At 45.3% G+C, this 20,273-nt stretch carries 15 protein-coding genes; 4 read left to right on the top strand and 11 right to left on the bottom strand.

All coding sequences use genetic code 11. The features are described from left to right. Positions 1-42: 42 nt before the first annotated feature. From ACF8CV_RS13020 to ACF8CV_RS13040, 5 genes are all read right to left on the bottom strand, one after another. Positions 43-1,821, bottom strand: a complete 1,779-nt coding sequence (locus ACF8CV_RS13020) for an ABC transporter transmembrane domain-containing protein (RefSeq protein ID WP_138938715.1) — start codon at positions 1,819-1,821, stop codon at positions 43-45. A gap of 3 nt (positions 1,822-1,824) precedes the next feature. Further along, positions 1,825-3,564, bottom strand: a complete 1,740-nt coding sequence (locus ACF8CV_RS13025) for an ABC transporter transmembrane domain-containing protein (protein ID WP_138938714.1) — start codon at positions 3,562-3,564, stop codon at positions 1,825-1,827. A 273-nt stretch (positions 3,565-3,837) separates the two neighbouring features. Further along, positions 3,838-4,329, bottom strand: a complete 492-nt coding sequence (locus ACF8CV_RS13030) for a prepilin-type N-terminal cleavage/methylation domain-containing protein (protein ID WP_005454955.1) — start codon at positions 4,327-4,329, stop codon at positions 3,838-3,840. 242 nt (positions 4,330-4,571) lie between these two features. Beyond that, positions 4,572-5,915 (bottom strand): sodium/glutamate symporter, encoded by a 1,344-nt coding sequence (locus tag ACF8CV_RS13035; protein ID WP_138938713.1) that lies wholly within the window; start codon positions 5,913-5,915, stop codon positions 4,572-4,574. Between the two features lie 500 nt (positions 5,916-6,415). Then, a complete protein-coding gene (locus ACF8CV_RS13040; RefSeq protein ID WP_171056007.1) occupies positions 6,416-7,102 on the bottom strand; it encodes a DNA-3-methyladenine glycosylase I in 687 nt (228 codons plus the stop codon). 86 nt (positions 7,103-7,188) lie between these two features. On the opposite strand from ACF8CV_RS13040, the gene ACF8CV_RS13045 reads away from it, so the two are divergent. Then, positions 7,189-7,383: a hypothetical protein gene (locus ACF8CV_RS13045; protein WP_005455030.1), complete on the top strand. Its 195-nt coding sequence runs from the start codon at positions 7,189-7,191 to the stop codon at positions 7,381-7,383. A gap of 97 nt (positions 7,384-7,480) precedes the next feature. Here ACF8CV_RS13045 and ACF8CV_RS13050 read toward each other — a convergent pair whose 3' ends face one another. The 3 genes from ACF8CV_RS13050 to ACF8CV_RS13060 all read right to left on the bottom strand — a co-directional run bounded on the left by ACF8CV_RS13050 (position 7,481) and on the right by ACF8CV_RS13060 (position 12,934). After that, positions 7,481-10,288, bottom strand: a complete 2,808-nt coding sequence (locus tag ACF8CV_RS13050) for an Hsp70 family protein (protein ID WP_138938711.1) — start codon at positions 10,286-10,288, stop codon at positions 7,481-7,483. 61 nt (positions 10,289-10,349) lie between these two features. Continuing rightward, positions 10,350-12,302 carry an Hsp70 family protein gene (locus ACF8CV_RS13055; RefSeq protein ID WP_171056006.1) on the bottom strand — a complete coding sequence of 651 codons (1,953 nt, stop codon included), beginning with the start codon at positions 12,300-12,302 and terminating at the stop codon, positions 10,350-10,352. After that, positions 12,302-12,934, bottom strand: coding sequence for a DUF2760 domain-containing protein (locus ACF8CV_RS13060; RefSeq protein ID WP_065770851.1), 633 nt, complete (start codon positions 12,932-12,934; stop codon positions 12,302-12,304). Before ACF8CV_RS13060 ends, ACF8CV_RS13055 begins: the two co-directional genes overlap by 1 nt. A gap of 289 nt (positions 12,935-13,223) precedes the next feature. Here ACF8CV_RS13060 and ACF8CV_RS13065 point away from each other — a divergent pair, with 289 nt between their 5' ends. After that, the gene (locus ACF8CV_RS13065; protein ID WP_005495145.1) at positions 13,224-14,765 is read left to right on the top strand and encodes a sensor domain-containing diguanylate cyclase; all 1,542 of its coding nucleotides are present in this window, start codon (positions 13,224-13,226) and stop codon (positions 14,763-14,765) included. 82 nt (positions 14,766-14,847) lie between these two features. Then, complete coding sequence (locus tag ACF8CV_RS13070; protein WP_005454828.1) at positions 14,848-15,378, top strand: 3'-5' exonuclease; 531 nt, start codon at positions 14,848-14,850, stop codon at positions 15,376-15,378. A gap of 185 nt (positions 15,379-15,563) precedes the next feature. On the opposite strand, the gene ACF8CV_RS13075 is transcribed toward ACF8CV_RS13070, so the two are convergent. From ACF8CV_RS13075 to ACF8CV_RS13085, 3 genes are all read right to left on the bottom strand, one after another. Continuing rightward, positions 15,564-16,004: a TerB family tellurite resistance protein gene (locus tag ACF8CV_RS13075; protein WP_045602070.1), complete on the bottom strand. Its 441-nt coding sequence runs from the start codon at positions 16,002-16,004 to the stop codon at positions 15,564-15,566. Between the two features lie 88 nt (positions 16,005-16,092). Then, positions 16,093-18,042: an alkaline phosphatase D family protein gene (locus tag ACF8CV_RS13080; protein WP_138938710.1), complete on the bottom strand. Its 1,950-nt coding sequence runs from the start codon at positions 18,040-18,042 to the stop codon at positions 16,093-16,095. 9 nt (positions 18,043-18,051) lie between these two features. Further along, complete coding sequence (locus tag ACF8CV_RS13085; RefSeq protein WP_015296697.1) at positions 18,052-18,402, bottom strand: hypothetical protein; 351 nt, start codon at positions 18,400-18,402, stop codon at positions 18,052-18,054. A gap of 280 nt (positions 18,403-18,682) precedes the next feature. Here ACF8CV_RS13085 and ACF8CV_RS13090 point away from each other — a divergent pair, with 280 nt between their 5' ends. Then, on the top strand, positions 18,683-19,963 hold the full coding sequence (locus ACF8CV_RS13090) for a MipA/OmpV family protein (RefSeq protein ID WP_226056715.1): 1,281 nt from the start codon (positions 18,683-18,685) through the stop codon (positions 19,961-19,963). Positions 19,964-20,273 lie beyond the last annotated feature (310 nt).

The raw sequence follows: 20,273 nt of genomic DNA on the forward strand, positions 1-20,273 counted from the left end.
GGAGCCACCTGCATTGCGATTTTCAGGTGGCTTGTACAGTGCTTAAACAGCTTCTTCTAGTTGTTTAGCATCTTCTTGCTCAATCTGTTGAAGGTGTCTATTCGCTTGTTGTAACTGGTACATTTGAGCGTAGCGACCATTTTGTTGCAATAAGGCTTTATGCGTGCCTTGTTCGACCAAGTCACCATGGTGTAGAACCACAATTTGGTCTGCATCCAATATGGTGGACAGTCGGTGAGCAATGACCACTAACGTCATGTTCTGGCGCAAAACTTTTAAGCTTTTTTGAATGAGAGCCTCAGTTCCTGAATCGATGTTTGCCGTTGCCTCATCCAAAATTAAGATTTTTGGTTTAGCTACTAACACTCGGGCTAACGCAAGTAATTGCTTTTGACCTGCCGAAAGGTTGGTTTCACCTTGACCGAGTTGAGTGTCTAAGCCGTTTGGATAGCGGCGAATTTGCTCCGACAAACCTACCTTATCTAACGCATCCCATATTTGCTCATCGCTCACTGCTCGGCTAAGAGAAATGTTCTCACGTACAGAGGCTGGGAGAATGTGCGGATCTTGTTGAACCATTGCTACGTCTTTGCGAAGTACGTCTTTACCCAATATATTAAGTGGCCGCCCATCAATCAATAACTTGCCCACATTGGTTGGATAAAAGCCCATGAGCAAAGATGCTAACGTGCTCTTGCCGCTGCCCGTATGGCCGACCAGCGCGATAAAATCTTGATGAGCGGCTTTCAAGGAGATGTCTTTCAATACATCTTGCTTACCATCATAACTGAACGTCAGATTACTTAGCTCAATTGAGCCCGTTTTAAGTGGTTTATGATCGTCACCGTAAGTTTGTGGCTTCGCATCAATCAACTCAAAAACACGTTCACTCGACACCAACGCTTGTTGTAAAAGTGCAAGTTGTTGGGTCATTTCAATCAGAGGTTCGGTCACACGCGCCAAATAACTGATGAACGCATAAAGTACACCGACACCAATCAACTCGACACCATTAAAGCCAAAGATGGCAACTAAGCAGAGTAGGGCAAGGCCAGCCAACAGATCCATGAGAGGCCGCAGCAGATACCCGTTTAAGCGAATGACTTTTTTGGATGCGACCAAATGCTCAGCAGTGAGTTCGTTAAATTGTTTGTTAAAGCGCTCTTCTTGTTGCATCAGCTGAATCACGCTCATCCCTTGGATTGATTCGCTTAAGTTGGCGTTAATGTCCGTGAGCAAGTCACGCATTCTGCGATAACTCTCGGTACTGAGTTGTTTAAACAGATACATAAAGCCAATTACGATCGGTAACAGGACGAGAACAACCAGCGTCAACTTCCAACTCATGAAGAACATGACACCCAACATCACCACGATCATCACAACGTTCTTAACCACGGTCGCGATTAACAACTCGTAAAACTGCTGAAGTGATTCTGTATCATTCGTGATTCGAGAAACAAGCTTACCAGCAGGCGTGTAGTCAAACGCAGAAAGTGGCTGTTTGATCACTCCCGAAAACACTTGCTTGCGAATGGTTTTGATCGTGTTCGTTGCCACCATGCTAAATTGCAACGATTGAAGATATTGGAACGTTGCTGAAATGACTTGAAGTGACACGTAGCCCAACGCTAAAGCAATCAATACGTTACGAGAGTAGTCGCCTTTGGCAATGTGTTCATCAATAAAATACTGGATCAACCAAGGGCCACTCGCACTCGCTAACGCCGCGATAAACAGCAAAGCTAAGCCTTTTATCATTGGCTTCGGCTGAGACAATGGATAAGACAACAACCGCTTAAATGTACTGGTTTGTTTCATTGATTACTCCTCCATTGCTTGTTCGAGTTTTTGGTACTGGAACATTTCTGCGTACCAGCCTTGGTGTTCGAGTAGAGAATGATGTTTTCCTCGCTCGGTGACATGGCCATGATTAAGAACGATGATTTCATCAGCCGCTTCCAATGCGGTTAATCGGTGTGCGATAACGATCAACGCTTGATCACGGTAGTATGTTTCAAGGTTCTTGAGAATCTGGTGTTCGGTTCGACCATCTACGGCGGATAGGGCATCATCTAAAACTAACACTTGAGCGTTGAGAAGCATGGCGCGTGCAATCGCAATACGCTGCTTCTGACCGCCAGAAAGAGTAATGCCTTTTTCGCCAACTTCGGTTTGGTATCCGTCAGGGAATTTCTCTATATCGTCGTGGATACACGCCAATTTCGCTGCTTGATAAACTTGCTCCTTTGTTGCTTGAGGATTACCAAGAGCGATGTTGTCAAAGATCGATTTTGAGAACAAAAATGGACTCTGATTCACAACCGCAAAGCGATTACGCCATTGAGGTAAGATAGCGTCTTTGATTTTGACATCGCCAAACTGAATGGTGCCATTTTCTAAATCATGTTGACGCAATAGCAGGGTGAGTAACGTCGATTTGCCACTGCCTACTGGGCCTGCAATTCCGAGCATTTTCCCTGGCTCTAACGTTACGTCCACAGCGGCAAGAGCTGGTGGGAGTTCTTTACTCCAATGGAACGCGTCAATCTTGATGTGTAGCGGTAATGGTTTGTTATCTAGAGGTTGTGTACCACCAATGATCTCTGGTTGTTCATCGAAGATTTCTTGTAGCCGATTCCATGCGGCAGAACCGCGCTCTAAGATGTTAAACAAGAATGCGAACGCTAGCATTGGCCAAATCATCAAACCCAAGTACATGGTGAAGGCTGTCAAATCACCAAGAGTGATTTCGCCTTTGTCGACCAGATACGCGCCTGCCGCCACACTAAGAAGAAACGAAAGACCAATCGTCAACTGAATCGCAGGGTCAAAGCGCGCATCTACTCTTGCTACCGCGATGTTTTTAGCACCGGTATCGTCAACGACATCTTCAAATCGTTGTTGCTCTTGGTTTTCTAAACCAAAAGCACGCAGCATTCGCACACCATTTAGGGATTCTTGCGTCATATCGGACATCGAAGAGAATGCTTCCTGCGCGACACGAAAACGTTGGTGAAGAATGCGGACGATAAAGAAAATAATTACCGCGAGAAATGGCATTGGCAACAGGGCCATAACGGTCAGTTTCCAACTGACTTGCGTGACCATGATGATCAATACTGCTATGCCTGTGATAACCGAGTCGGCTGCCGTTAATACCCCTTCGCCAGCTGTCATAACGATGTTTCTTACGTCGTTCGTGCCGCGCGCCATCAAATCGCCAGTTTTGTATCGTTCAAAAAAGCGGGGAGGTTGAGTCGAAAGGTGGCGGTAAAGGCGGTTGCGTAAAATGGTTCCAAGTTCCCAACTCGCACCAAATAGCCATATACGCCAGAGGATTCTGCACCCGTAGATGGTGAAAAGTAGAACAATAAGGCCTAACAACCACATGATTAACGTGTTTGTTTCTAATGTGTTATCAACAACGCCATCGACAATCACTCCGACTGCCTTGGGTGGAACCAGCTGAAGGGCAGAGATTACTGCAAATAAAAGAATGGAACCCACATAATGTTTCCATTTTTGTCGGAAATACCAACGCAGCTGCCAGAAAATTCTCATTACGCCTCCTGCTTTAAATTATTGAATTTGTTATGGAACTATTATTGAGCGAAATGATGAGTTTACAAGCACAATTTTTGAGCGAAGAAGAAAACAACAGATTGTGTCGATTTTGAATATATGCGCTCAGGAATTACTTGCTTTCTCGCTGCAAGAAAACCATGCAACAATATTATGTGAAATCTATGTTAAGTTGAGGTTTTGGCGCGTAAGTTAGCGCTAAAAGTAGAAAGCTTCAAAATGTACAATTTTGAAGCTTGTTTGGGAGGGTTTTTAGCAGTCTTCAGTTTGAATTCCATAGCGAAGTTGTCCGCCTGGTGTTTTAGGGTAGTACACTTCGACATAACACAGGTGATGGATGCTCACGGGTTTGTTGGCAAAGCCGATAAGGAAGTAGGGTTCAGTCTCTGAATCGGCGCCGTACCATTTGTTGATGGTGAGTTGTGGGTCAAAACCGGCAAGCTCTTTTGCTGGAATCACGTTTTTGATTAACCCAAAGTAACCAATAAGATCGTTTACTCCGTCGTTATCTAAGTCGATGTTTCGCGTGTCTTCTGAGTTGATGTTCTCTTGAGACTGAATAACGGCTTTAGTGTAAACAAGGTTGTTGGCTGTCATTAGCGCTTCTCTTGCGCCATACAAAACGGCAATTCGTGCGTCTTTTTGTATTCCGAGGAACTTGGGCAGGGCAACAACGCCAACAACACCAAGAATGATGATGCACATTATTAACTCGATAAGGGTAAATCCTCGTGAACCACGCACAACCAGCCTCCAGTTTTGTCATTTTATAGGCTGCTATTCTGGAATAAAAATGGGGTTATATCGGTATTAAAAAAGAATGAGAAGGTGTGACTGCTATTGCAAATCTCATATATAAAACAAGTTGCTTATTTGTTCATTAGAGATTGAAGCGGTTTCTCAATTGGGATTTTAAAGAGAGGAGTAAAAAGGAAAAAGATGAATAAAGATGTGCTCGGGAGGAAAAATCTCCCGAGCCGGAGTACTTAAGACGCGTCCGTTACCGTTTGGCCACTGCGTTTAAATACAAATCTCCAGATGAACAGGACTACTGCGATATAAGCTAAGCCGACACCAAGTGCTTGCCACTCCATACCGTTATACATCGCGATAGGCATCAGAGAGATGATAAAGATATCCGTAATTGAACCAGGTACATAAGCAATGGCGTAGTCATCCAGAACTTTGCTACGCATTTTAGGGTCAACAATGCGCAATAGCGCGATGCCCATTGCAACTGTGCCTGTTAGCCAGCCCCAGGAGAATATGCCTTTTTCAAACCAATCATCGCCCATAATTCGAGGCGCAACCCAGAAGATCAGCCACAACGTAAATGCGATGCCACCAATGGCGAGTACGATCATTGGCGCAAGGTACTGAGCAAGAACAGTAATTTTGATTGCTGAAATACCAAATATGATCAGGTAGTCGGTGCTGATACCAGCCGCGTGCTTAAATGCTCCATCACAAAGGTATCGTGACGCTTTGGTTTGTTTCGCGACAATTCGTACGAGCATTCCGCCCAAAAAGCCCGTTACAAATGTCGGAATTTGTACTTTGTCGTGGAACGACGATAAGTAGTTTGCTGCGACATAAGAGAAAGCCGTAACGACGACGACAAGGGCTGCGTGAATAGCAAATGAATCCACAGAGAGTGAAGACATTGTGTCTTTCATCACTGGTTCTTGTTCTGTTGGTCTTACAAGACCTTTTCGTTCATGTTCATCCATGCTGTCAAAAGTTGTAAAGCTTCGAATCCAACCCATTTTTAGAGCAAATTGAAGCATCAGCATGCCGATGGAAATTGAGATGAAGATACCGACTGTCGCAAAGGTCAAACCAAGCGTGAAGCCATCTTCCCAACCAAGACCCGTGAAAATATCTCCCACAACTGAGGCTGAACCATGACCACCCATGAAACCCGCAGACATTGTTACGCCAAAGCCAGGATTGATTTCTGGCCAGAAAAATGTAGTTAAGAGCAGGCCAAACATTGCAGCAAATAACCACTGTGAGACAGAAGCAATTTGGTTAAATGCCCATAACGAGCCTGCGCGTTGTGCGACAATTTTTGGGGATGGAACATCCGTTGCTAACCCTAACGCAGAAAAAAGTGCAGCGGTTAATAGGCTTGCGTTAGCGGTAAACGTGTCTGTCCACGGTAATAGATCGAGCATGGCAGGGCCAAACACGAGACCAAATAAACCTGCCAATACAGCAGATGGAATGTACATGCGTTGTAGCAATGGCGTGTGCACGCGAATCACTTTCGCTACAATCAAAAGTAAGCCTGCGATGGCTAAGTCAGTCAGCATTAGACCTTTTGGCATTTTTTGTCCTCCAGTAAATGCATTCAAGGGGCATCATCCGTTTGACCAACCTTGATGAAATAAATAACTCCACGTAAGAAAGCGCGAATACGAAATCTTTCGAGTACGGAGCAATGGTCGTTTCAATCAGCGCTCAAGTGCGCTAAAAATCATGAAATGAATATAATTGTCGAGAATGTTCGTGAACTGTTGAGAAACTCGAGCAAGTTTCTCGATTTTATTTTTGATAGTTCACTCAGGAAGGGCGTGTATCCTAGTCAGTTTGAATAGGCAATGCAATTGAGCAGAATCAATAAAACATGCCTAATAAAACATCAACCATAGGTAGGTGTTTGATAAATAAAAATATTGTATGAAAAATTAATTTTATCGATACGACAATTATTTGTAATTCTCAAGATGGGAAGGTGGTTGAAGTTTAATGAAGCCAAGAGTGGAGCTAGAGATATGGCCAGCAAAAGCACACTGTGATAAGAGCCAATGTGCTTATCAACTTGTCGTTAGAGTCGATTATCACCGGTACTAAATGCAATGATTTGACTGATTTCGGTGAGGATACGACCGCTCTCTTTTTGCCATTGCATAAACGCTTGGGTTGCTGCATCGTGAGATTTTTTGGTGTCTTTTCCGCCTTCGATGATTTTGCAATTGCGCAAGTATGCTTCCACATCGTTAGACAAAATAAACGTATCAGCACCCATTTGACGTAAAGTATATGGCCCTGTATTACCGCCCAAACGGTTGCCATGTTTTTTTAGATACGCCCAAAGCTCAGTGATTTTCTCCTGAGGCCAATCTGCAACCATTTTGCCAAATGACCCATGCTGGATTGATGCTTCGTGGATCATTCGAGCATTGGCAGGAATCGACATCACTTTCGTTAGGTGGCGAATAATGCGCTCATCGGTCGCTTTGGTTTCCCATTGTTCGTCAGACAGCATCAGCAATGGTTCAATCTTAAAGCCGAAAAAGACCTCTTCGAAGTTCGGCCATTTCTTACGAACTACGCTCCACGAGATGCCACTTTGAAATACCTTCATCGAAAATGCCGCTAACCAACGGTCGTTTGGAATGGCAGCTAACTCTTCTTTACTTAATGGATGCGACAGCAGTGCTTCGAGCTGATCTTCTCCACCTTTTCGTTCGGCGGCACGTTGATAGATGGCGTCAAATTTTTCGATACTCATAAAAGAAGTTAACCTTAGTGTATGTCGATATTTAGGAAACATACTACGCTTAAGTGGCTGAATCGTAAATTGATGGAGTGTCACAAATGAAGAAGGTCACATTAACGTTTGTCGGAGAAGGTTCGGAGCGTATTGCGGATAAATTCTATTCTTGGCTTGCTGATGGTGGATTAGAAGACAGCCTAATTGAGACTCTATCGGACAGAGAAGTGTCGGTGGTCGGTATTAGTGATATGGATAACGAAACGCGCGATGTGGTGATTACGACAGAAATGAATTAGCGCGTTGTGCGCGGTCAAAACCAAAAGAATGCGATAAACAAAGCCCTTCGTCGGAAGGGCTTTGTACGTTTAACTCGTCTTCTTTTGTAAAGTGGATTTAATGATGAACCAGCGTTAAACCGCTTGGTAAAGCATCACCGAAGACACGTTTTGATTCGCTTTCTGAAAGCTCTTTCACTTCTTCAACCAGCGATACCCACGACTCAGGTACTTTGCTCTGTTTGAGTTTTGTTAGAACTTGTTCCCGGTAGTCGTCAGAAATATCGAATAATCGGTCACCCGTCTTACGACAAATCATTACGGCTGCGAAAGCGATCATTGGTTCTTTCAGCCAATTTTGTTCCAAAAGCTTAGGTAACCATTGCTCAGCTTGTTCACGAGGAATGACGTTGTGCTGGCTGCCATAAAGCGGTGTGCGAGAAGCCAAACGTCCCATCGCCCACCAGTGTGCTTGTTCAAACTGGTTTTGGTTGATGGCTTTGCTTAAGAACCACGTCGCCAGCAGGACTTTATCTTCCACTTCTAGATGCTCCAGAGAGGCTGAAAGGCGCACCATGGATTCGTAACCCATCTCCTGAGCTGCTTTTGCTGACTGCGGATTTTTCATCGCGCCGGGATGCAGATATTTTGCGATGTCTGCCAAAATGGTTTCTTGTTGTTCTTGGCTTAGACCGCCCGCGATACGTCGCCAGAATACCCACCAGTCTGTCCAGCCTTGATGGTTTTTGAACTGAATGTTCTGCTGGTACAGTCCCCAAACTTGCTCAATACGCCAAGAGTCGGTTGGATCGCCAAAGCCCGGACGCAGTGCAAAGCCAGCCAAACGAAGCCAGTTTTTCTCATGTTGTTCAGAGCGACGACGACGCTTACGACCTTGCGCAAAAGTATCGAAAAGCTGACGGAGTGTGGTGAAATCCCACTCATCGCGTTTGCCGAGTTTTTTCTCAAGATCTTTCGCTAAGGTTTTGATCTCATTGCCTTCTGCGCTTTTCTTGTTACCACTGTACAGGCGAGCTATCAGTTCCTTGCATTCGTTCAATCTTGGATGAAGCTGAATTTCCTCACCCTCATCGGTTTGTTTATTGCGAACTTCAAATTCGAGTTCCCAACGTTTTTTGTCGTCCTCGGCGCTGACACACTCCATCTTAAGAGTGCCAACTTCTGTTAGTTGACAAGCCAATTGCACTTCGACACGCTCTTTCTGGTTGGCTTGTAGCTCTGCGCCTTCACCTTCAAGTGTGGTGATGTAAGGCGGTAGCGGAGCAAACAAGTCTGGGTCAACATCAACCATCACGCCGTTTTGAATAGCGGTGTTATTGGTTAAGGTGTCGTGGGTAGAAGTCAGCAAGTTAAAGCGAACGGGCTCACCTAGGGTAAGCGAGAAACGACGACCACTTAAGCGGATCTCGTGACCTTCTTCTGTGCCTTTTGCGAGCAAACAGAGCGCTTTGCCCATCTTGTTTTTTTCTTGTAGATGCAAGAAGTAAGAGCGTGCAGCACCACCGCCAATTTTCAGTTGTGCGCCACGACGCGCTTTACCAAACGCAACAGCACCTAGTGCGACTGACCAATCTGGATGTGGGTTATCTAATACCGTAACTGGTGCGCCGCGCCAGTCAGAAAGTAGGGTTGTGACACGTTCAGTTACCAGATCACTGTTGAACACGCCACCGTTCAGCAATAAGCCAACTGGGATCGCGTTTTGTTTGTCGTCTTCAATGCCAAGAGCGGTGCGAGACACTTGCTGATGTTGAGTTAAGAACTCGGCAACGTGCTTACTGACGGCTGGGTCAGCAACGTATGGAAGACCAAACTCGACAACCGCGCTGCGGCGTTTGTCTGGTACTTCACTGAAATCAGAAAGCGGGAAGAAGCCATCTAATGCGATTTGGTGCACTTCTTGTTTGCTTAGAGCAATACTCTTTGTGCCCCCAAGCAGCTTAGAACCACTGCCTAGCATGGTGATCTTTACTTCGTCAGGCGCGCTTGTTGAGAGCAGGTTTTCTTTGGCTTTACGAGTTTGTTGAATCAGCTTAGTCAGGCTTGCTGCAGTGAGTTTTTTGTTTTGACTGAAGCGACTTTCAGCAAGGTGCGCTAACGCTAAGTCGAGGTTATCACCCCCTAGCATTAAGTGTTCACCAACGCCAATACGATCAAGTGCTAAGTCGTCATGAGTGAACTTAGCTTCGATAAGACTTAAGTCTGTTGTACCACCACCCACATCGCAAACAAGGATTAGTGGCAGATCTTTTAATTCGTTAGCCGCGGTTTGCTGGTGGCGTGCGTACCAGTCGTAACACACCGCCTGTGGCTCTTCGAGCAAGACGATTTTTTTCAAGCCAGCAAGCTCGGCGGCTTCAAGTGTCAGTTTACGCGCGGTTTCATCAAATGATGCCGGAACGGTGACAACTACGTCTTGATCTTCGAGTTTGTTACTTGGATGACGGTAGTTCCATGCTTGACGAATGTGATTGAGGTAACTTGCACTGGCAATAACTGGCGAGACTTTATCCACGTCTTGCGCACCAGCCCAAGGAAGAATGTCTGAGTTACGATCAACCGCTTGATGTGAGAGCCAGCTTTTCGCGCTGGATACCTGACGGCCTTCTACTTTCGCGCCTAATTCGCGAGCCCATTCACCAACGATTACATTGTTAATGTCGCCGGCAACAGGTTCGTTGTCCCAAGGAAGAGTGAGGTCAGAAGGGGAGATTTGACCTACAGCTGGATGATAGCGGAAAGAGGGCAGAAGTGGTTTACGAACGACTTCGCCCGGACCAATCAGTTGGTCAATGTCAAATAGGGATACTTCGGATTGTTCAAGGTTGTCGGTTATTTCACAGTAGGCCACCACAGTGTTTGTGGTGCCAAGGTCAATGCCAACAAGGAAACGAGGAGATGCCATACAAAACCAAACCTTCGTGTATTTAAAAACGGCACCCGATTGGATGCCGTTTGACTTCTAATTATTGTTCTTCCTTTGAGTCACTTTTCGCGTCTTCGCGCACATCGAACTCAACATGCCATTTTTGCCCGTTATCTGCGGCGATGGCTTCTAAGTAAAGCGTGCCAAGCTCTGTGACGCGAGAAGCAAGAGTTACTGGAACCACTTCACCTTCACGACGACCTTCAGATACAGGCAGCGTTACTTGGATTTCTGGTAGCTCTTCAAGCTCTTCAGGTGCCCAGTAGTCAAGGTGAGTACCTGCTAGGTCATCACGACGAACGGTTGAGCCGAAGAATTGGAAGTTAACTGGCTGACCGATGATCAAACCAAACTCTTGGCTTGGTACGTCAACGCTTGAGCCTTCTTCCATGCCAAATGGTGCGACACAAAGTGCTTCCATTGGAGGCGCCATGCCCGGAATCGCAGGCATCGCACTTTCGATACCCACGTAGTACGCCGAAGCAATACCACCACGGATACGCACACCTTGACCACGACGCACAGAGCCGTAGTAAGCCGCACCGCTAGCAACCGCAAGGTCTAGATCCACACCTGTTAGGCGTTTCGCCATTTCTGCATCTGCTTCTAGTAGCCATTCGTTGATCGTGTCTTCTAGACGAGTTGCTAGAAGTTTCGATTTCAGAACACCGCCGTTGAATAGGATTGCAGTTGGCTTGATGAAGTCAGCCGATTGCGCTGCATCCGCGCCAGGCATACCTGGCATGTTTGCAAATGGGTTGAAATCTTGAGCTTGCGCTGATTCTCCGCCGCTTTGCGCGTGTGCTTGCTTAGACAAGAATGCTGCAATGTGGCGAGTAATACCCGCATCTTGTGCGTAAGGCAGCCCCATTTGTGTTAGTGCACCACGGTTACGTTGAACAGGGTGGTCTGTAATCGCAACTTGAGGGAAGAAACCGTCAACTAATGTTTGTTGTACTTCTTCTTGAGTCAGTTCAGTTTTCAGCGTTGCACCAAGCAGTTTAGAACCGCGGCTTGGTACAACGATTGGCACTGACTGAAGCTCGCTGTCGTTCAATAGCGCTTCTTTAGCATCACGACATGCGTGCGTCATCGCCTGAACTTGCCATGGCTGTAGCTCTTTGCCTTCTTGCGCTAGCTTCATCTTCAAGCGGTACGCAAGTGCAAGGTCCATGTTGTCACCGCCAAGTAGGATATGTTCACCTACCGCGATACGATTCAAAGTTAGGTTGCCTTCGTCTTCTGTTACTTCAACTAAAGAAAGGTCGGTTGTACCACCACCGATATCGACCACAAGCACGATGTCGCCAACTTCAACTTCGTCGCGCCATTTGTCGTTGCTGTTATCAATCCAGTTGTAAAGCGCAGCTTGAGGCTCTTCTAGAAGCGTTAGGTGCACAAAACCAACGTTGCGTGCAGCTTCGGCTGTCAGGTCACGAGCCGCAGGATCGAAAGAAGCTGGAACCGTAATGGTAACGTCTTGATCGGCAAGTTTGTGGTTTGGATTCGCGTGATTCCAAGCGTCTTTTAGGTGCTCAAGGTATAGCTCTGTCGCGCGAAGAGGGGATACTTTTTCCACTTCTTCTGGGCTACCTGCTGGTAGGAATGCGTCACGACGGTTTACACCAGCGTGGCAAAGCCAAGATTTTGCACTAGCAACTAAACGAATTGGTGTTTTTGAACCTAGGTTACGAGCAATCGCACCGACAAGTGCCTTTGGTTCGCTCGACCATGGAAGAACGCGTGATTGCGGGTTCATTTCATGCTCATGCGGCTGGTATAGGAACGAGCCTAATTGGCTGCGAGTTTCTACAGTACCCGGAGCTGTTAGCTGCGGGATAGGCATGACTTGTACACGAGCGTCTTCGTCTTGAGTATCAACGTAAGACATTACGCAGTGAGTGGTACCTAAGTCGATACCAACACTGAATTTAGGAGACTGTTGCTCTTGCGCTGTCTCTTGAGAAAGGTTTTCTTGGTTCATGTGTTCCATTACAGCTCAACCTCAGCTGGAGCAATCACAGAAGCATCGTAGTTCTCAGCCAGTTTAGGCAGGTTCATAGACGTTGCCTTCCAACCTTTGTGAACTAGAGTGCCTTGGAACGGCGCGCTGCCTGTCACGTTACCAGTTAGGCGGATTTCTTGTGGGTTGAAGCCTTCTTCAACCGTAATACGAGTTTCTTCTTCTTCGTTACGAACGTGCGCAAGTGTCACGTAATCGTTCAATACTTTTTGACCGCCAGTGTGGATAACACGAGCCGCAGCGCCTACTTCTTCATCAGAGAACGAAGTTAGGTCTTCTTTCAAGAAGTCGATTAGACGCGCTTCTTGCTGCATGATAGAAAGCAGCTGCATTGCAGAATCAGTAGAAGCTGTTGCAAGTTTTGATTCAACTTCCACCACTTTTTCTACGACTTTCTCTACTTCTACAACCTTTTCCACTTCAACGATCTTCTCGACTGGCTTTTCAACCTCGACGATTTTCTCGACAGGTTTCTCTACCACTTTCTCAATCACTTTTGATTTGCGTGATACTGCGATCAGAAGAAGCAATACGCTCGAAGCAGCAAGGCCTGCGTGCAGCATATCGAACGTTTGAGGAATTAGGTTCAAATCAATGTTCATGACGTTTTTTCTCTTTCTATTGATTGCTCGGTGCTCAGTGTTGGCTCAATTTATTGACTAAAAGCGATCGTCTTTGCGATCTTGCACCAAGTTTAGACATTAAAATGATGACGGATGGTAGCATATTCAAGGCCTAAGGCTGTAATAATTCGTGAATATACCGTACGATCAGCGTGAAAAATCAACGATTGGACTAAGCTTGGTAGGTTGCTGCTTGATGTTTATTCGCTGGTAACGCAGTATTTCCCTAAATACCGAAGTTTAACTTACGGAAATATCAGTAGACGAGATGACCACAAGCACTGCTCAAAAGAGCTTTATAAAGAGACACTCTGATTCCATTTCTGCTTTTGTAGCGGCGCTCCTCGTCACTGCAGGCGTAGTTGGTGTGGCCTACCAAATTCAGCAACGATATACCCTCGCTACTTTTGCAACCCTTGCAGATCGACAAGCTGAATCTCTAAAAGCAAATGTTGAAAATGATTTGAAATTTATCGGAGCGGGGGCCAATTTTTATCATTCTATAGACAGTTCTTATTGGTCAGCATTTCCCGTTTATGCAGAGCAGGTTATCAATAGCTCGCACAGTTTGATTGGTTTGCAGTGGATGCAACGAGTAGAGCGAGAAGATTTAGACGCGCACATTGCTAAAATGCGTCAAACATACCCAGATTACCAAATCTTTACTGTTCCAAAAGATCAGCCCAAAACCTTTGGCTACATTCTAGAAAACAACACTCCTGTTTACGTTGCAACGGACATCTACCCAAGAACCCAAGCCAACTTATCTTTACTTGGTTTTTACTTCTCTCGAAAGCGTTTTGATTTGATCTTTGACGACATCTCGACGCACAAACGCGCAAATGTTTCCGATAAAGTTCGTCTGCTTCAAGACGGCTACGACAAATCCATCCCCAAATCGGGCTTGCTGGTATATCACCCGGTCTTTGACTTCGAGAATAAAAACCTGTTGGGTGTGGTCACAGGTGTGATTCGTAGCACTGTTTATTTCGAAGAACTTATCACTAAGACAGCGACGGAACTTGAGATGTCGGTCAGAGTGGAAGACTTAGGCTTTGATGCCTCTGATGACCCGTTTTTGTTTCAAAGTGAAAACTGGGATCGGATCAGCGGTAAAGTGATCAGCCGAACGATTCAGCTGCCTAATCGACAATGGCGAATTGATTTCAAACTTTCAGATGCCGTGTCTGCTTGGGAGCGCTCCATTTTAACGGGAACGACCATCGCAGGTCTTCTGATTGCGTTTTTGATCAGCTACATAGTTAACTTACAGTCACGAGAAAAAGAACGTTTAGCCGAAATGCTTGATATTAAAACGGTTGAGCTTAAACGCATGGCCGAGTTAGACCCTCTGACGCAATTGTTGAACCGTCGAGTATTTAACGACAATTTGCTCAATCAAATTAATAGCGGTAAACCGTTCTCTTTGGTTGGTTTCGATATTGACCACTTTAAAGTGATTAATGATAAGCACGGCCATTTGGCGGGTGATGAAGCGTTACTTCATGTCACGAAATTGGTTAATGCCAACTTAAATGCGGGTGACCGATTCTATCGCGCAGGTGGAGATGAGTTTTGTATTCTTTCCACGGTGACGGACACAGAAGAGCTAGAAGCGTATCTTGAAAAATTACGCGGCATCGTGGCGAGCTCGTCATTTGACTATGAAGAGGCGTCTATAATTTGCACATTGAGTATTGGTGCGGTAGTTCATCACGACGAAGATCCGGAAAACTTGTACCACAAAATGGATGCTCAACTGTACTTAAGTAAGGAAAATGGCCGCAATACCGTGTCGATCGGTGATTAAATCAGCGCGCAAATTCGAGTTTTTCATAGTGTTGCGGTAGAATCGCACCCTTTCAAATTTACGCTAGGAACCAAGACAAGCTATGAACCATAACCGTATCGTCTGCTTCGATTTAGAAATGTGCTGCTGGAGCGAGAATGGCGTCGGCCGCACGGGAGAGATCATCGAAGTAGGGTTAGCTGAAATAGATTTGTCTAAAGGCGAGATCGTCAAGCGTGCTCAATACTACGTGAAGCCAGAACATGATGAAGTGTCACTGTTTTGTGCCGAGCTGACGGGCATCACGCCGCGTAAAATCGAAAAGCAAGGCAGACCATTGGCCGAAGTAATCAAATCTATGATTAAGAACTTTGGTGGTCGCAACAAGATTTATGCTTCTTGGGGGCGTGACGATGTCATTCTTCTTGAAGAGTGTAAACAAAAAGGCATTGAAGCGCCGTTTACGGAATTCATCAATCTCGCGACGCTGTACCGTATTCAAAACCGTTTAAAAGACAAGCGAATTGGCCACCGAGCTGCGCAAGAAGCAAAAGGCATTGAGTGGGAAGGGCGTCAGCACTCGGGCTACGTGGACGCGCACAACCTAGCGAAGCTTGCGCTCACCATGCTGTAATTAATTCGTCATCCAATCATTGTTGTTTTGTCATGGATGTAGCTTAGTGTAGAAGCTGTCAAACACATTCATACCTTGACCAATATTTTAATAACAATGTCGTTGGCTGAAGAAAAAACGCGCGTCATGCGCGTTTTTTTATTGGTAGAAAATGAGCATTGAGCACAAGTTTTATTGCCACAGCGTTACTGTGATTGCAGTTTTGCGCGGATAAAATCGCTGTGGTCAACGTACAAGAGTTCTGCGGTTTTGCGAATTACGGCATCCTCAAGTGGGTCGATTTGTCCATCGGCATAAGCGACTTCCCACATGCTCTTAATCAAGTTGTAGCGAGTCTCTTGTGTGAGTTCTCGAAGCTGGGAAGTAAAATCGTACAAAGAGGTAGCGTCTTGCGTTTTTTCTTTTGCCTGAGCAAGTAATTGCTCCGATTCTTGCTCGTTTAACTCGAGCAACTTCATCAGTAAAGAACGCTTTGTGCTTTCTTCTTTTTCATCAATTAGATGATCCGCACCAGACACTTCACACAGCAGACATGCGATCGCCATGTTTGGCGATAGTGCACTGGTTTTGCTCAAATCCGAGCCGTCGATAAGTTGTTTGAACAACGAAGTAAGAGAATTAAACATAGTAAGCACCAAGCTGTTTTCTTTTAAGATGGTAATAGATACGGTAAATCTCAAGGTGTCCTATCAAATTTAGCACCGCACTGACAGGTTATTTTCCTTTATCTTCTGCGCGAGTTGGAGGGAAGTTAATCTCCTCTCCGTCGCTAGTCAGAATGCCGATGTGACTCGGTTTCCCTTCATCGTTCAAGCGTAACTCTCCGATAGCACTGTGATTAACCAAGCGATAAAAATTGTGAGTGCTTGGCGCGCGTTTGTAGATCTTCAAGCGTTTACGTTTCGTAAACCAGTTGAGTGGTGAACGCGGACTGTAAAGCATTCTGTCTAGGCCATCGCAGATCGTGAGCAGTTGCGTAGGGAACTGGTTTTTAATGCCGCTACAGGTGATTTGATAAATATTCGGGCTGTTTTTTCGATAACGCAATTTGATGTCATAGGCGAACGAGTAGTGAACGTCACCAGACAAAATCACAAAGTTGGTTGGTGTTTTGGTATGCGTAAAAATACTGATGAGCGTATTGGCACTGCCCGGATGCGCCATCCAGTTTTCGGCATCGACCATCAACGGTTTGCCAAGCATTGTTACCACACGCTGCAAGGCTTCAATGAATTTCACACCAAACATGGGAGCGGCAGAAACAATAATCACTTTGTCTTGATGCACCAGCTCTTGGTGGAAGTCAATCATCGCTTCCCAATCCATCAAACCCGATGGTTTATTCATGCGAGATTCAGACCGCCAGCGGCGAGTTCGTGTGTCGAGTACCACGACCTTTGGTGAAGTAGGGATAGTGTAATGCCATTCTTCGAAGCGATAGAGATGTTGAATAAAGGCATCTTGAGCTTGCGAAGAGGGCGCGTCGAAAAAGTGGTTCGCGTGTCGCCAAAACGTCTCGTTAAACTTTTCTGGCGCATTTCCCCAGCCTTGGCAAAGCCAGTACGCGATCAAACTGTTGCCGATAATGCGTTTTGAGAAAGCGTTGCTGTAAGCCGCTTGTTCCCAGCCGATGGTTAAGTTCCAATCGTCGGTTACGTCGTGATCATCAAAGATCATATAGGTAGGGATGTGTGCGAGCAGTCTTTGTACCTTCGCCAAACCTGCAACAAAGTTATCAATTTGGACTTTTTCATCGCGCCATTGCTGTTGCCATTTTGGTTCGAGAGTTTTTCCACCAACCGTGAATGCAGTTTCCAGCAAGCGGTCGCGTTTGATTAGATCCCAAAGGGTAGGTGACCAAACTAGCAGATACATCGCAAAGCATTCAGCGAAACTGATCAGGTGGTTTTCACACTCTTTCGCACTAAAAATGGGTGTGCCACGATGAGGGAACAGCTTAGTTAACAAACTACCATCATCGACATAATGTGGCAGAAGCTTATCGCGTCCATAGTAGCAATCTGGGTGTTTATACAGTGCTTTTGTATCTGCAATGGGCGCTTGCTCAAATTGCTCGTCTGGTAACCCTAGTAGCTTAACGACTTGCTCAATGGCGTCCAAAGTCGGCCCGGCTACGTGGTCTGCATAAATTTGGTCACCACTCATGATCAGCATGTCTGGTCGCTCATCAACACGTAAGCTAGCGATCTTTTCGTCTGCAGTGACTAAAGTGTCTTTACTAAAATGGTGAGGATTTCGACAAGAGCCATGAAGAACGTAATCGGCTTTTTCGCTGATCACAAACTCCAATCCTTGATGTGGATGTTGGTCTTGTTCATAGTTCAGATGTGGCAACAGCTCAGTCAATAGACCATCTTGAGTTTGAATTTGGTAGCGAAGCGGTTGATGAGTTGGGTAATCACCTTTAATGGCGAGTAAGCTTACCCACGCGCTCTGACCTATTTGGAGCTGCTGAAGTTCATCAAGTGATTGTGATGTGTATGCGTTGTGAGTGCTTGCATCCATTACTTCAACCACGCCTTTAAGAGGCTTGGTCGTCACTAACCAAATGTTGATTTCAGACGCGGTAACTTTGCGCAGGACAGGCCCTGCAATAATAAGAGGAAGGGGAGTAGGTTCAGTATTGGTCAACGTTGTTGGCAAAGCGCTTCCTTATGTATCTGATTCTTCTTCTAATACTTCGATGACTTGAGAGCTACTAAGTTCATGCCCCATTAAGAACAAACCTAGCATCGCATCCGCTTTTGATGCGTTGTCACTGTCTTCATCCAGAATTTGTTGCAGGCGAGTGCGGATCAAATCTATTTCATGATCGACAAAACCACGGCCTTCTTCGTCACCTTGTCCATCTTCAGGTGCGTTATCGAAGTGCAAAAACAGGAGCTCACCATCGAGCTTGGTATCCACTAATCTTTCAGGTAGCCACTCTTCTCCCATCACGATGTCTGGGTTGGAGTTAGACGGCAAATTATTGAGGATAGAGATAAGTTCTGATGCTTTCACGTTTACTTCGTTATGTTTAAGTTCAAGCTAAACCCATAAGTGGCTGCTTTTAATGATTTTTGATGACGACATGCCTAGATTGCTGGCATAGTTCGTTGTTAGGTTAACAACGCACTGAGATTATGTTCATGCCAACGTATCAAAGTGCATGACACGAACTGTCACGCACATGACAACGTTAAGTATTGTAACGGCTAATATCGAAAGAACATAAGCTTAATTCACTGATTTTCTCCATCAACTTTGATTAAAACCCATGAAGAGATTGAAACAAGCCACCATGATGCTTCCGCTCGCTGCGGCTGTATCAACGGCTTATGCAACAGATGAGCAAACGTGGGGCATTGCCGCCATGTATCGCACGGCCTCGATTCCTTTTTACACTGCTAACGATGACTCTACGGTGAGCACCTTCGTGCCGATGATGTTTTTTGAAAATGAACATTTGTACATTAACGGACTCGAGGGCGGCGCTTTTCTGTTTAACGAAGAGGATTCTGACTGGCGAGTGAGCGCGATTACGCGTCTTCGTTTTGTCGACATTCCTAAATCCGTTCAAAACGCGTTTGAAGGTGATCGCGTCGATTTTGGTGGCCAACTGCGTTATGACTTCAATGAAAACTGGCGCGCTGAAGTGGAATTGATGACGGATGACGAGTTTCAGTTCCACTCAAACTACAGAATTGCAGCAAATTACGAGCTGGGTGATTGGGAGTTCGAACCATCTTTTACCATCCGTTATAAGGACTCTGATTTCAACAGCGAGTATTACGCTTTCAAAGATGTGACAGGGGAAAGAATCGGTGCTGGCGCAGATGCTAATCTGGGCATCAAAGCGCGTTATCACGTGATTTCTAACCTCTATTTGTTGGGCGAAACCAGCGTGACGCGCTTAGACAACGAAGCTTACAAGAGCGGAATTGTCGAAGATCGTTACCAAGGTGAAGTGTTTGTCGGTTTCGGCTTCTTTAACGACAAAGGCAAAGAGCGAAAATCTGACCTTCACAATCGTCCATATTTGCGAATTGCGCACGGCTGGGCGACGCCTTCCAATATGGGCGACATTTTCAAGTTCAACGCTGAAAAGGATGAATACGATAATCAGCTCACTTCGTTTTTCTACGGACATCCGTTGACTGATGAACTGTTTGGTTTGCCTCTTGATATCTATTTAACGCCTGGTTTGGTTCACCATTGGTCGTCGGATGTTCAGTCGTCTAGTACCGAATACGTTATGGCGATTAAAGCGTATTACACCTTTAACTGGCCGACTCAATGGCGCTTTGGTGTTGCGGAAGGGATGTCTTACATCGACAACATCACCTATATTGAAGGTACAGAAATGGAAGAGAAGGGTTACACGCCAAGTAACTTGCTTAACTATCTGGACTTTTCATTGGATGTGAACGTCGGTGACCTATTTAACCAAAAAGATTGGGATAACATGTGGGTGGGGTATTCGTTACACCATCGCTCTGCGATCTTCGAAAACGCCTCTCAATTTGGCAGAATTAAAGGTGGAAGTAACTACAACACGATTTATTTCCAATACGAATTCTAAATACATTATTAAGCCCTGTAATCCTACAGGGCTTTTTATTATCCAATGATTGATAACAATTACTATTTTTATTCTTCTGTATTCTATTTTTGTATTTATATATTCAATTTAGATTAGTAAATATTATCTATTTTACCTAGCTCTGACCTATTCATATTGCATTAATAAAAAATCGTAAAATGAAATATAAGATTACGCATCGTGCCATTTATAAATTGATAGTGGTCAAACTTATTAACCATTAAATCTACAAGGATATCGATAGTGGTTTCTTGTCTGGCTTTAGTTGCTCAAGGCCTGATAAGTAAAG

This window comes from Vibrio sp. zbq_1, assembly GCF_043102935.1.
Lineage (GTDB): Bacteria > Pseudomonadota > Gammaproteobacteria > Enterobacterales > Vibrionaceae > Vibrio > Vibrio parahaemolyticus.